This window comes from Streptomyces sp. CB03234 (genome assembly GCF_001905885.1).
GTDB lineage: Bacteria > Actinomycetota > Actinomycetes > Streptomycetales > Streptomycetaceae > Streptomyces.
In genome coordinates, this window is sequence record NZ_LIYH01000002.1 from 1272661 (window position 1) to 1285621 (window position 12961).

13 protein-coding genes and 1 pseudogene are annotated in these 12961 nt (G+C 72.0%); 4 read left to right on the plus strand and 10 right to left on the minus strand.

Translation table 11 applies throughout. From position 1 onward, the window contains the following. Positions 1 to 3 precede the first annotated feature (3 nt). The 6 genes from AMK26_RS12730 to AMK26_RS12755 form a co-directional block, all read right to left on the minus strand. Entirely contained in the window at positions 4 to 978 is a 975-nt protein-coding gene (locus AMK26_RS12730; protein ID WP_198944044.1) for a GlxA family transcriptional regulator, read from the minus strand. 13 nt (positions 979 to 991) lie between these two features. Continuing rightward, entirely contained in the window at positions 992 to 1627 is a 636-nt protein-coding gene (locus AMK26_RS12735) for an HD domain-containing protein (protein ID WP_073754612.1), read from the minus strand. Between the two features lie 103 nt (positions 1628 to 1730). Next, a complete protein-coding gene (locus tag AMK26_RS12740) occupies positions 1731 to 2900 on the minus strand; it encodes a hypothetical protein (protein WP_073754613.1) in 1170 nt (389 codons plus the stop codon). Beyond that, the gene (locus AMK26_RS12745) at positions 2882 to 3610 is read right to left on the minus strand and encodes an ABC transporter ATP-binding protein (RefSeq protein ID WP_073754614.1); all 729 of its coding nucleotides are present in this window, start codon (positions 3608 to 3610) and stop codon (positions 2882 to 2884) included. The genes AMK26_RS12740 and AMK26_RS12745 overlap by 19 nt, the downstream gene beginning before the upstream one ends. 213 nt (positions 3611 to 3823) lie before the next feature. After that, entirely contained in the window at positions 3824 to 5203 is a 1380-nt protein-coding gene (locus AMK26_RS12750; protein WP_073754615.1) for an aspartate aminotransferase family protein, read from the minus strand. Continuing rightward, positions 5188 to 5694: an Lrp/AsnC family transcriptional regulator gene (locus tag AMK26_RS12755; protein ID WP_073754616.1), complete on the minus strand. Its 507-nt coding sequence runs from the start codon at positions 5692 to 5694 to the stop codon at positions 5188 to 5190. Before AMK26_RS12755 ends, AMK26_RS12750 begins: the two co-directional genes overlap by 16 nt. 178 nt (positions 5695 to 5872) lie before the next feature. On the opposite strand from AMK26_RS12755, the gene AMK26_RS12760 reads away from it, so the two are divergent. Then, positions 5873 to 7309: a gamma-aminobutyraldehyde dehydrogenase gene (locus AMK26_RS12760; protein WP_073754617.1), complete on the plus strand. Its 1437-nt coding sequence runs from the start codon at positions 5873 to 5875 to the stop codon at positions 7307 to 7309. 99 nt (positions 7310 to 7408) lie between these two features. Further along, the gene (locus AMK26_RS12765; RefSeq protein ID WP_073754618.1) at positions 7409 to 7609 is read left to right on the plus strand and encodes a hypothetical protein; all 201 of its coding nucleotides are present in this window, start codon (positions 7409 to 7411) and stop codon (positions 7607 to 7609) included. 16 nt (positions 7610 to 7625) lie between these two features. Here the strand turns inward: AMK26_RS12765 and AMK26_RS12770 are convergent, their stop codons facing one another. Next, positions 7626 to 9488, minus strand: a complete 1863-nt coding sequence (locus AMK26_RS12770; RefSeq protein WP_073754619.1) for a serine/threonine-protein kinase — start codon at positions 9486 to 9488, stop codon at positions 7626 to 7628. Positions 9489 to 9560: 72 nt separating this feature from the next. Between AMK26_RS12770 and AMK26_RS12775 the strand changes: the two genes are divergently transcribed. Continuing rightward, positions 9561 to 10094, plus strand: coding sequence for a hypothetical protein (locus tag AMK26_RS12775; protein WP_073754620.1), 534 nt, complete (start codon positions 9561 to 9563; stop codon positions 10092 to 10094). 166 nt (positions 10095 to 10260) lie between these two features. Here the strand turns inward: AMK26_RS12775 and AMK26_RS12780 are convergent. The 3 genes and pseudogenes from AMK26_RS12780 to AMK26_RS12790 all read right to left on the minus strand — a co-directional run. Beyond that, positions 10261 to 10439: pseudogene (locus tag AMK26_RS12780) on the minus strand (SAM-dependent methyltransferase); the annotation flags it as partial. Continuing rightward, on the minus strand, positions 10399 to 11118 hold the full coding sequence (locus AMK26_RS12785; RefSeq protein ID WP_073754802.1) for a glycerophosphodiester phosphodiesterase: 720 nt from the start codon (positions 11116 to 11118) through the stop codon (positions 10399 to 10401). The gene AMK26_RS12785 and the pseudogene AMK26_RS12780, both read right to left, overlap by 41 nt. Then, a complete protein-coding gene (locus AMK26_RS12790) occupies positions 11118 to 12143 on the minus strand; it encodes an adenosine deaminase (protein ID WP_073754621.1) in 1026 nt (341 codons plus the stop codon). Before AMK26_RS12790 ends, AMK26_RS12785 begins: the two co-directional genes overlap by 1 nt. A gap of 87 nt (positions 12144 to 12230) precedes the next feature. Between AMK26_RS12790 and AMK26_RS12795 the strand changes: the two genes are divergently transcribed. Beyond that, complete coding sequence (locus tag AMK26_RS12795; protein WP_073754622.1) at positions 12231 to 12821, plus strand: DUF4190 domain-containing protein; 591 nt, start codon at positions 12231 to 12233, stop codon at positions 12819 to 12821. The last annotated feature ends 140 nt before the right edge of the window (positions 12822 to 12961 follow it).

Sequence of the window (12961 nt, forward strand, 5' to 3'; positions counted from 1 at the left end):
TAGCTACACGCGTTCGACCCCCGGCGCGCCGGACGTCCGGAACCGCTCCCGGTACGCGCCCGGCGTGACGCCCAGCTCCCGCTGGAACACCCGCCGCAGCGTCTCGGGGCTGCCGAACCCGGCGTGCCGGGCGACCGCGTCCAGCGGGTCGGCGCCCGTCACGAGCAGCGTCGTGGCCGCCTCCAGCCGCACCTGCTCCACGAACCGCGCCGGAGTCGTCCCCGTCTCCGCCCGGAACAGCCGCGTCAGATGCCGGGCGCTCACGCCCACCCGCCGGGCCAGGCTCTCCAGGGTGTGGTCGCCGCCCGGCTCGGCCGTCACCGCGTCAAGAACCGTGCGCAGCAGCGGCGTGCGGGGCTGCCGCACCCGCGACCGGGCACTGAACTGCGACTGCCCGCCCGGCCTGGCCAGGAACACCACCAGGTGGCGCGCCACCGCCCGCGCGGCGTCGGCGCCCAGGTCCTCCTCGACCAGGGCGAGCGCCAGGTCGATCCCCGCGGTCACCCCGGCGGAGGTGTGGAGGTTCCCGTCCCGTACGAAGAGCGAGTCGGCGTCCACGGACACGCGCGGGAACCGCCGGGCGAGCGCCTCGGCCAGCTCCCAGTGCGTCGCGGCCCGCCGCCCGTCCAGCAGCCCGGTCGCCGCCAGCGGGAACGCCCCGGCGCACACCGCCGCCGTACGCCCCGCCGTACCGGCCAGGTGCTTGAGGGCGCCCTGCAACTCCCGGTCGAGGACGGCGGGGCGCCAGTCGGGGGCGCCGGGCACGATCAGCGTCCCCAGTGGGGGCAGGTCGGCGACGGCGCAGTCGGCCGCGAGCGTCACGCCCGCGCTGGTGCGCACCGGTCCGCCGGTCACGGTCGCCGTCCTCACCACGTACCGGCCGCCGTGCTCGTTGGCGGCGGCGAAGACGTCCACCGGTCCGGCGACGTCGAGCAGTTGGACACCCTCGTGTAGCAGCACCGCGATCACATGCGTCATCAAAAGAGGGTCCTCACTCCGGCCAGTCGGAGTCCAGGATGATGTCGACAAAGTTCTGCCGGGTGAAACCGGGCGAGTAGCGGTCCAGGACGTCCGCCTTGACGTTGCCGAACGCCGTGTGCGGCCGGTGCGCGATGCCGGCGGTGAACTCGGCGAGGATGCGCCGCTTGAAGTCGGGGCGCGGATGCAGCGCCACGACCTCCTCGCGGGCACCCGTGTCGACCTCGTCGAGCCCGATGCCGAGTACGTCGACCTCGACGCCCGCCGTCACCAGCGCCACCTCGGGCGCCATGTGCCAGGGGATCTCGGGGGTGGTGTGCAGGGCGATGCCCTGCCACACCAGGTCTGCGGCGTCCGGGGCGACCCCGTGCCGGAGGAGGAAGCGGCGGGCCTCGTCGGCGCCGTCGATCTCGAAGCGCCGGCCGTCGCCGCGGTGGCGCTCGGTCAGGCCGAGGTCGTGGAAGAGGGCGCCGACGTACAGCAGCTCCGGGTCGGCCTTCAGGCCACGGGCGAGGCCGCGCAGGGAACCCCAGAAGAACACGCGGCGGGAGTGGTGGAAGACGGTCGGCGAGGCCGCCTCGCGCACCAGCTCGGTGGCCTCACGGGCCAGGCGGCTGTCGGGGACGTCGATACCGGCGACGGTGGTCATGTGTCTGTCTCCTGTGGTGGTCGGTCACCCCACCCAACCGCCGTCCGGCACCGGGGCATGAGGGTCCGACGGGACACACGACCCTCGGATCAGGACATGAGGGTCACCGCCGCAGCGGCAGCGCCGCCAGCTCCGCCACCGCCCACGTCAGCGGCGCGAACACCACCAGCAGGGTCAGCGCGCGCAGCGCCACGGCCAGCCGGAGGAGCGATTCCGAGGCGCCCAGCCGCAGCAGCGCGTCCTTCGTGGTCACGCGGGTCTGCCGGGACTCCAGCGCCGCGGTCAGCAGCGTCGCCGTGGTGCACGCCATGACCAGCGCCGCGCCCAGCCCGGTCAGCGGCCCGAACGGATGGGCGCCGCCCTCGTACAGCCTCGTCGCCCCGATCGTCGCCGAGGCCACCGCGCACGCCACGCCCAGCGGGCGCCCGATGCGCCGCGCCTCGTCCATCAGGGCGCGCCCCGCCAGCAGCCGGGTCACGCCGGGCCGGAAGGTCTGGAGCAGCCGCCCCGACAGGTGCGTGAGCCCCGGGCCGGCGACGGCGAGCCCGAGCGCGGTGAGCGCCCAGCCCGCCAGGACGCCCGCCGGGCCGCCGCCGATGCCGCCCGGCAGCGGCAGGGCGGCCGCGCCGCCGCCGCTGCCCCGGGAGGCGTACGTCTCGACGGCGAGGCCCAGCGCGATCAGCGCCACGCCCCACGGCAGCCCGGTGGGCGCCGTCGCCGCGGCGGGCTCGGCGGTCGCCGGGTCGTCGTCCAGGACCTCCTTGCGGCTGCGCCGCAGCGCCAGGGCGGCGGCCGCGGAGGCGACGACCGGCACGATGGCGAGCAGGGTCAGCGCGGCCGCGAGCGGCAGGGGCCGGCCCGCCGCCAGCAGCTCGGCGGACGCCCCGTCGAACGGCAGGCCCGTGAGGTCGCCGCGCAGGTGCAGGAAGACCAGCAGCGCGACCATCGAGCCGAGCGTGCACGACACGGCGGTCGACGCGGCAGCGACCGCGGCCAGCCGGGCCGGGCCCAGGCCGATCGCCGACAGCCCGGGGCGCGGCCGGGTGGCCGGGTCGGTACGGGCGACGGCGACGGCGAAGTGCACGGTCGCGGCGAGCGGCAGGGCGCACCAGGCCAGGCGCATCAGCGCGGCCCGTGACTCGCCGGGGTGCCCGACCGCGTACCCCAGGGTGCACAGCAGCAGGAAGCCGACCCCGGCCGAGGCGGCCGCGACGAGCAGCCGGCGCAGCAGTACCAGGGGGTGGGCGCCGCGGGCTAGACGGAGAGCGAGCACGCGTCGCGGCCCTCCGCTCCATTGAGGTGTACGGAGTTGACGCGCCGCCCGTCGAGCAGGTGCACCGTGCGGTCGGCGAGCGCCGCGACGTCCGGGTCGTGCGTGGCGAGCAGGACGGTGATGCGGTGCGAGCGGGCGGCGGCGGTCAGGGTGCGCAGCACCTGGGCGCCGTCGGCGCGGTGCAGCGTCGCGGTGGGTTCGTCGGCGAACAGCAGCGACGGCATGGTGACCAGGGCGCGGGCGATGGCGATGCGCTGGCGCTGGGCCTGGAGGAGGGCGTGCGGCCGTTTGCGCGCGCAGTCGCCGGTGTCGAGGCGCTCCAGCCAGTCGAGTGCGGCGGCCTTGGCGGCGCGGTGGGAGGTGCCGCGCAGCAGCAGGGGCAGGGCGGCGTTCTCCCAGGCGGTCAGTTCGGGGACGAGGTCGGGTTTGGGGCCAACCCAGCCGAACCGGTCGCGGCGCAGCCGCTCACGCTGGAGCGGGCTCATGGTGTGGACGGGGGCGCTGTTGTACCAGACCTCGCCCTCGCGCGGGACCAGCCGACCGGACAGGCAGCGCAGGAGGGTCGTCTTGCCACAGCCGCGCGGCCCGCTGACCGCGAGGATCTCGCCCTCGCGCACGCCGAGGGAGACGCCTTGAAGCGCGGGGGAGCCGTTGTGGGAGTGGTGCAGGGCGCGTGCCCAGAGCACGTCGTTGTCCGGCGGGGCCACCATGGCGAACACCTCGGTATCGGTTCTGATGTGTGTCGTCCCCCGTACGTTGTTCCCCCGTACGGGGGAACGAAGGCAGGGCCGATCGGTCACTGGAACCGTAGGGATTGGCGAGCCGGGTGTCTGGACAGCACACGGCCCGGGTCCGCCCATCTCACTCGGATGGGGCATGACCCGGGCCGCGTTCAGCCTACGATCGGACGATCACGCCGAGGGTTACAGCTTCGTCCAGGCCTCGGTGAGGGTGGCCCGGAGGATCTGCTCGATCTCGTCGAACGTGGACTGGTCGGACACCAGCGGCGGCGCCAGCTGGACGACCGGGTCGCCGCGGTCGTCGGCACGGCAGTACAGGCCGTTGTCGAACAGCGCCTTGGAGAGGAACCCGTACAGGACGCGCTCGGTCTCGTCGTCGTTGAACGACTCCTTGGTCACCTTGTCCTTGACGAGCTCGATGCCGTAGAAGTAGCCGTTGCCGCGGACGTCGCCGACGATCGGCAGGTCCTTCAGCTTCTCCAGCGTGGCGCGGAAGTTGCCCTCGTTGTCCAGGACGTGCTGGTTGAGGTTCTCGCGCTCGAAGATGTCGAGGTTGGCGAGGCCCACCGCCGCGGAGACCGGGTGGCCACCGAAGGTGTAGCCGTGCAGGAAGGTGTTGTCACCCTTGTAGAACGGCTCGGCGATGCGGTCGGAGATGATGCACGCGCCGATCGGGGAGTAGCCCGAGGTCATGCCCTTGGCGCAGGTGATCATGTCCGGTACGTAGTCGAACTTGTCGCACGCGAACATGGTGCCGAGGCGGCCGAAGGCGCAGATGACCTCGTCGGAGACGAGCAGCACGTCGTACTGGTCGCAGATCTCGCGCACCCGCTGGAAGTACCCGGGCGGCGGCGGGAAGCAGCCACCGGCGTTCTGCACCGGCTCCAGGAAGACCGCGGCGACGGTCTCCGGGCCCTCGAAGAGGATCTGCTGCTCGATCTGGTCGGCGGCCCAGCGGCCGAAGGCCTCGGGGTCGTCGCCGTGGATCGGGGCGCGGTAGATGTTGGTGTTCGGCACCTTGTGCGCGCCGGGGACCAGCGGCTCGAAGGGGGCCTTCAGGGCCGGCAGGCCGGTGATGGACAGCGCGCCCTGCGGGGTGCCGTGGTAGGCGACCGCGCGGGAGATGACCTTGTACTTGGTGGGCTTGCCCACCAGCTTGAAGTACTGCTTGGCCAGCTTCCAGGCGGTCTCGACCGCCTCGCCGCCACCGGTGGTGAAGAAGACCTTGTTCAGGTCACCGGGGGCGTGGTGCGCGAGGCGCTCGGCCAGCTCGACGGCCTTCGGGTGGGCGTAGGACCACACCGGGAAGAAGGCGAGCTCCTGGGCCTGCTTGTAGGCGGTCTCGGCGAGCTCGGTCCGGCCGTGGCCGGCCTGGACCACGAACAGGCCGGCGAGGCCGTCGAGGTAGCGCTTGCCCTTGTCGTCGAAGATGTAGGTGCCCTCGCCGCGAACGATGGTCGGGACGGGGCTGTTCTCGTACGACGACATGCGGGTGAAGTGCATCCACAGGTGGTCGTACGCGGTCTTGGAGAGGTCCTTGCTCACGGCTATCGGGTTCCCCACATATAGGTCTGCTTCTTGAGCTTGAGGTAGACGAAGCTCTCGGTGGAGCGCACGCCGGGGAGTGTGCGGATGCGCTTGTTGATCACATCCAGAAGGTGGTCGTCGTCCTCGCAGACGATCTCCACCATGAGGTCGAAGGAGCCCGCGGTCATCACCACGTACTCACATTCGGCCATGGCCGTCACGGCGTCCGCCACCTGCTCCACGTCGCCCTCGACGTTGATGCCGACCATCGCCTGCCGGCGGAAGCCGACGGTGAGCGGGTCGGTGACGGCGACGATCTGCATGACGCCTTGATCCAGGAGCTTCTGGACGCGCTGGCGCACGGCCGCCTCGGAGAGGCCGACGGCCTTGCCGATGGCGGCGTACGGACGGCGTCCGTCCTCCTGGAGCTGTTCGATGATCGCCAGGGATACGGCGTCGATCGTCGGTGACGATCCGTTCCCGGCCCTGGGGTCTGCGCTTCGACTGGCCACGTCTCCACTGTGCACCGAGTCTCGTCACTCGCGCAACCTCAGATCGAGGAAATCCGTTGTTCTGGAGATTGAATCCCACTGAATCCGAAGTTCTGGAGCGTCGGGCCTGTCGGAATCGTCGCATCAGCGATTAGGGTGGGGCTGTCCAGCACTTGGACACCGAGAACCACGAGACCGACAGGAGGGGTGGCAAGTGACCACCGAGCTGCGTCGTCTGCGCAACTACATCAACGGGGAGTTCCGGGACGCCGCCGACGGACGGACCATCGACGTGGTCAACCCGGCCACCGGCGAGGTGTACGCCACTTCCCCGCTGTCCGGCCAGGCCGACGTCGACGCCGCCATGGAGGCCGCCGCGGCCGCCTTCCCCGCCTGGCGTGACACCACGCCGTCCGAGCGCCAGAAGGTCCTGCTGAAGATCGCCGACGCCTTCGAGGAGCGCGCCGAGGACCTCATCGCGGCCGAGTCGGAGAACACCGGCAAGCCGGTCGAGCTCACCCGCACCGAAGAGGTCCCGCCGATGGTGGACCAGATCCGGTTCTTCGCGGGCGCCGCGCGGCTGCTGGAGGGCAAGTCCGCCGGTGAGTACATGGAGGGCCTGACCTCGATCGTCCGCCGTGAGCCGGTCGGCGTCTGCGCGCAGGTCGCGCCGTGGAACTACCCGATGATGATGGCCGTGTGGAAGTTCGCCCCGGCGCTCGCCGCGGGCAACACGGTCGTCCTCAAGCCGTCGGACACCACCCCGGCCTCCACCGTGCTGATCGCCGAGATCATCGGCCAGATCGTCCCCAAGGGCGTCTTCAACGTCATCTGCGGCGACCGCGAGACCGGCCGCGCCATGGTCGAGCACCCGACCCCCGCGATGGCCTCCATCACCGGCTCCGTACGCGCCGGCATGCAGGTCGCCGAGTCCGCCGCCAAGGACGTCAAGCGCGTCCACCTGGAGCTGGGCGGCAAGGCGCCGGTCGTCGTCTTCGAGGACACCGACATCGCCAAGGCCGTCGAGGACATCTCCGTGGCGGGCTTCTTCAACGCCGGCCAGGACTGCACCGCCGCCACCCGCGTGCTCGTCCACGAGTCCATCCACGACGAGTTCGTGGCCGCCCTCGCCAAGGCCGCGTCCGAGACCAAGACCGGTCAGCCGGACGACGCGGACGTGCTGTACGGGCCGCTCAACAACGCCAACCAGCTGGGGCAGGTCAGCGGCTTCATCGACCGCCTCCCCGCCCACGCCAAGGTCGAGGCCGGCGGCCACCGGGTCGGTGACAAGGGCTACTTCTACGCCCCGACCGTCGTCTCCGGCCTCAAGCAGGACGACGAGATCATCCAGAACGAGGTCTTCGGCCCCGTCATCACCGTCCAGTCGTTCCGCGACGAGGAGCAGGCCCTGGAGTACGCCAACGGCGTCGAGTACGCCCTGGCCTCCTCGGTCTGGACGAAGGACCACGCCCGTGCGATGCGCATGTCCAAGGCGCTGGACTTCGGCTGCGTGTGGATCAACACCCACATCCCGCTGGTCGCGGAGATGCCGCACGGTGGCTACAAGAAGTCCGGCTACGGCAAGGACCTCTCGGCGTACGGCTTCGAGGACTACACGCGCATCAAGCACGTGATGACCTCGCTGGGCTGACGCACCGGCCGTACGGCGGGCGGGCCGGGGTACGTCCCCGGCCCGCCCGCCGCCTTTTTGCGGGCGTATGACGGCCCCGGCCACGGGTACCCGGGCGCCATGAACGACAAGACGCCGCGGGAACGCGCCCGCAAGCGCAGCGAAGAAGAGCCCGGAGCCCACTCCGGCGCCGAGCGCCAGGCCGGCCGCCGCACCGTCCCCGGCACGGCGAGCGCCGCGGAGGGCTACCGCCCCGAAGAGGGCACCGAGGGTGGCGAACCGCTCAAGGGGGTGGAGGCCGACGAGGACGACACCCAGTAGCGCCGCCGGGCCGCGGTCAGGGCTGGTAGCGGTGCAGCTCCTCCTGGCGGGCGTCCTCCGGCCGGTCCGCCCGGTCCACGTAGAGCTTGCCCTCACCCGCCGGAGTGATCACCATCGAACTCCGTACCGGACAGGCGCTCCGGCTCGAGGTGAGCGGCCCCAGGACGAGCCGGTCGCTGTGCGCACCGGCCAGGACGCCCTTCCACCTGCACTTCTCGAAGGAGCCCGCGCCGATCGCCGTGACGACCTCCTCGCCGACCGCACCCTGCTTGATCGTCAGCCTGAGGCTGTTGACGGCCGGCTTGGTCGGGAGGTCCCAGGTGCCCAGGAACTTCGGGTGGACGGCCGCCTCGCTGGTCTCCGCGGGCTTGAGCGCCGTGGACGCGCCCCTCGTCTCCCACAGCAGCGTGCCGTCCGGCTGCGCCTTGAGGGTCTGCTCCGGTGACGGCTTGGCGCAGCTCTTCGTGCCGGCCGGCACACTCTTCGTCCTGCTGCCCTCGCCCAGGACGATCTTCTCGTCGTCGGCGGTCAGCAGCGCCGCGCGGTCCTGGCAGAGGGCGTGGGGGAGCGTGTAGGTGACCGTGGCGACCACCGTGTCCTTCTCGCCCTGGACGATGTCGAAGCGCCCCTGGAACTCGCCCTCCGGGCCCGCCTTCATCACGCCCTCCCAGGCGCCGAGGTAGGCGTCCGGTACGGCGCCGGCGACCTCGCGGACCTCGGGCGGCTTCTCGTCGCCGGCCAGCAGGCCGATCATGAACAGCAGGAAGACACCCACCACCGGCAGCCCGACCACGACGCTCAGGACGATCAGCGCCACCCGCCCACCGCCCCCGGACCGGCCACCGGAGGGGCTCGGGGGTACGGGATGGGGGTACGGATAGGGGACGGGCGCGGGCGGCGGCGTCTGGAACGCCGTGGGCGCGTACGGCAGTGCCGCGTGCGGCTGCTGCGGCACCGGCGTGTGGGCCGACGCGGGCACCTCCGCGTCCAGCAGCCGCGCCGCCCGCTGCCCGAGCTGCGCGAGCAGCGCGCCGGGCAGCCAGGCCCCGGTGGGTTCGGCGTCCCGGGTCGCCTCGACCAGCTCCGCGACCGACGGCCGGCCCGCCGGGTCCTTGATCAGGCAGGCCCTGACGAGCCCGGCCAGCCTCGGCGGCACACCCACCAGGTCCGGCTCCTCCTGCACGATCCGGTACAGCAGACTGTGGACGCCGCTCTCGGCGCTCCCGAACGGCATGCGTCCCGTCGCCGCGTACGCGAGGACCGCGCCCAGGCAGAACACGTCCGACGCGGCCGTGACGCCCTCGCCGCGCACCTGCTCGGGCGACATGAACCCGGGCGAACCCACCACCGCGCCCGTGCGGGTGCGCACATCGCCCGCCGCGCTGTGCGCGTCCAGCGCGCGGGCGATGCCGAAGTCGATCACCCGCGGACCGTCCACCGTCAGCAGCACGTTGGAGGGCTTCAGGTCGCGGTGCACCAGCCCCACGGAGTGGATGGCCTCCAGCGCCTGGGACAACCCGCTCGCCAGGGCGCGTACGGACGTGTCGGGCAACGGCCCGTGGTCCTTGCCCACGACCTCCGACAGGGCGGGGCCCGGGATGTAACCGGTCGCCACCCAGGGCATCGCGGCCCCGGTGTCGGCGTCCAGCACGGGCGCGGTCCACCGCCCACCGACCCTCCGCGCCGCGGCCACCTCCTGGGCGAACCGCTGCCGGAACTCGCCGTCCTGGGCCAGCTGACGGAGAATCAGCTTCACCGCCACGGTCCGGCCGCCCTCGCTGCGTGCGAGATAGACACGGCCCATTCCGCCTTCGCCCAGGAGTCCGAGGAGGCGGTAGGGGCCTATCCAGGCGGGGTCTTCAGCGCTGATCGGATGCACCGTCGGATCTTCGCACAGTGCCGAACCGGTACCGGCGCGGAGGGCGGACGGGCACGGTCGTACGCTGCGGGCATGAGCGAGACCCGCGCCCTTCTGCGGCGTATACGTGTGTGGTTGGCCGTTTTCATCGTCTGTCTGGTGCTCAGCGGTGCGACGGCCTTCCCGCTCGTCACCGAACTGCACCTCCTCGAGGACGCCCTGGACGGCTGGGCGTCCCCCGCCGCCGACGCCTTCCCCGGCCTCCAGGAGTGGATCGAGCGCGTACGCGCCGGCCTCGACACCGCCGACCAGAAGTACCCGTTCCTCCTGTACGGGACCGACTGGCTCGCCTTCGCGCACCTCGTCATCGCCGTCGCCTTCTACGGGCCCTACCGCGACCCCGTACGCAACATCTGGGCGATCGACTTCGGCATGATCGCCTGTGCCGGTATCATCCCGCTCGCCCTGATCTGCGGCCCCATCCGGGGCATCCCCTTCTGGTGGTCGCTGATCGACATGTCCTTCGGCGTCTTCGGGGTGATCCCGCTGCTCGTCGTACGCCGCATGATCAAGCGCCTGGAGGCGCTGACCGCGCCGGTGCTCAGAGCGCGAATGCTGCCCGCATGATCTGCTCGGCCACCGGGTTCATCTCCTCGCCCTTCGTGTCGGTGGAGTCCACCGAGTACACCAGGGTGCGGGAGAGGTCCTCGGTGGCCGCGATCACCGTGTTGCAGCCCCAGCGGCCGCCGGTCTTCAGCCACAGGACAGCGCACGCGGGAACCGCTCCAGATCCGGCGGTCGGCAGGCCCGTGCCGATGTCCAGGAGCTGCCGTACGCCCGCCTCACCCGCGGGACGGGTCACGGCCCGGCCACGAACGCCCGGTCGGCGCGGGCGACTTCGCCGATGCTCGGGTACTTCGCGACGACCTGGTCACCGACCGCGCGGTCGACGGGGTGGTTGTCTCCCCGGCCCCCTCAGGACGGCGCTCAGCGCGTCCACGCGGTTGGTGGTGATCGAGTCCACCCCGTCAGCGATCAGCCTGCGCATGGTTCTGCGCGTGTCGGCCGTCCACGCGGAAACGAGCAGCCCGTCCCGGTGCACCCGGTCCGCCAGCCCCCTACTGACCAGCCCGAAACGGTAGTTGAGCCAGCGCGGCCCCACCGCCTCCAGCAGCACCGGGCGCGGCGGAGCGAGCGTCGTCCACGTCAGGGCGATCTCGGCGCCGGGGTCGGCGGCCCGGACGAGCAGCATGGCCGCGGCACTGGAGCAGTAGTACACGCGGTCACCCGCGCCGCACTCGTGGACGGTGCCGACGATGGTGCGCACCGAACGCTCCGTGGCACCCGGCAGGTCGATCATCACCCGGTGACCGCCGACCGCGTCCAGCGCCTCGCCCAGGGTCGGCACGCCCTCCGCGCCGGTCAGCCCCCGCAGCTCCTCCAGCGTCATGTGCGCGAGCGGCCGGTCGATGCCCCACAGGCGCTTCAGCGACTCGTCGTGCAGGAGGACCGGGACGCCGTCGCGGGTGAGCCGTACATCGATCTCGACCGCGTCCGCCCCCCGCGCCAGCGCCGAGCGGAGCGACGCGAGCGTGTTCTCGCGGACGCGGTACGGGTCGCCCCGGTGCGCCACCACGGTGACGGGGCGCATCAGCGGCGCAGCCACTCGGCGGTGTAACGGTCGATCTCGTCGGCGATCCTCGCCTTGCCGGCCGCGTCCAGGAACGACGCCTCCACCGCGTTCTTGGCCAGGTCGGCGACACCCCGCTCGTCCAGCTCCAGCAGCCGGGCGGCGACCTCGTACTCGTTGTTGAGGTCGGTACCGAACATCGGCGGGTCGTCGGAGTTGATGGTCACCAGCACCCCCGCGGCGACCATCTTCTTGACCGGGTGCGCGTCGATGTCCACAACCGCCCGGGTGGCGATGTTGGACGTCGGGCACACCTCCAGCGCGATGCGGTGCTCCGCCAGGTACGCCAGCAGCTCCGGGTCCTGGACGGAGCTGGTGCCGTGGCCGATGCGCTCGGCGCGCAGTTCCGTCAGGGCGTCCCAGACGGTCCGCGGACCGGTCGTCTCGCCCGCGTGCGGCACCGAGTGCAGGCCCGCCGCGATGGCCCGGTCGAAGTACGGCTTGAACTGCGGCCGCGGTACGCCGATCTCGGGGCCGCCCAGCCCGAACGACACCAGGCCCTCGGGCCGCAGGTCCACCGCCAGCCGCGCGGTCTCCTCGGCGGCCTCCAGGCCGGCCTCGCCGGGGATGTCGAAGCACCAGCGCAGGATGACGCCCAGCTCGCTCTCGGCGGCGAGCCGGGCGTCCTCGATCGCCGCCATGAACGCCTTCTCGTCGATGCCGCGCCGGGTGGAACTGAAGGGCGTGACGGTCAGCTCCGCGTACCGGATGTTCTGCCGCGCCATGTCGCGGGCCACCTCGTACGTCAGCAGCCGCACGTCCTCCGGGGTCCTGATCAGGTCCACCACCGACAGGTAGACCTCGATGAAGTGCGCGAAGTCCGTGAAGGTGAAGTAGTCGACGAGCGCCTCGGGATCGGTGGGCACCTTCGAGTCGGGGTGGCGGGCCGCCAGCTCGGCGACGATCCGGGGGGAGGCCGAACCGACATGGTGGACGTGCAGTTCGGCCTTGGGCAGCCCCGCGATGAAGGGGTGCAGATCGGTCATCGGGGTCCTCCGTGTGCGGTACACCGGGCTGGTCAGGGATCATCGTAGGGCGGCGGTTAGCATGACCGGACACGATGGGGGAGGCCCATGCCAGAGATGAGCGATCCGAACGATCCGTGGGCTCCGCCGGAGAGCCGGCCGCCCCAGCCGCCGCCGTACCAGCCCCCTCCGGGCGTGCACGACCAGCCGACGATGACGTCCATACCCGGCACCGGCGGCGAGCTCCCGCCGCCCCCGACAGCCCCGGGCGGCCCCGCCCAGTCCACCCCGTACGGCTACCCCGCCCCCATGCCGCCCACCGGGGCGTACGGCTACCCCGGCTACCCCGGCTACGTCCAGCCCGGCTGGCAGCAGGTCCCCTCCAACGGCATGGGCATCGCCGCGTTGGTCCTCGGCATCGTCTCGGTGGTCGTCTTCTGCCTGTACGGCCTGGGCATCATCCTCGGCATCCTCGCGCTGGTCTTCGGCATCATCGGCCGCAAGAAGGCCCAGCGCGGTGAGGCCACCAACAACGGCATGGCCATCACGGGAATCATCCTGGGCGCGGTGGGGATCGTGGCCAGCGCCGCGTTTCTGGCCTTCGCGATCTGGATGATCGTGACGCACGGGAACACCGACACCTACGAGGAGGAGCACGGCTCCGACCCCTTCGGCACGTCGCTGGTGTCCCACCGCTGACCCCGGGCTGCCCGCAGACGGCCACCGGCCGGGGTGGGGCCGTGCAGGGTCGCCCCCGCAGAGGCCGGCGGCCTCGTTGCGGCTCCCAACCCTCGTACCCAAGGCCGCCGGCCTCGAGGAGGTGAGCCCGGAGGGGCCAC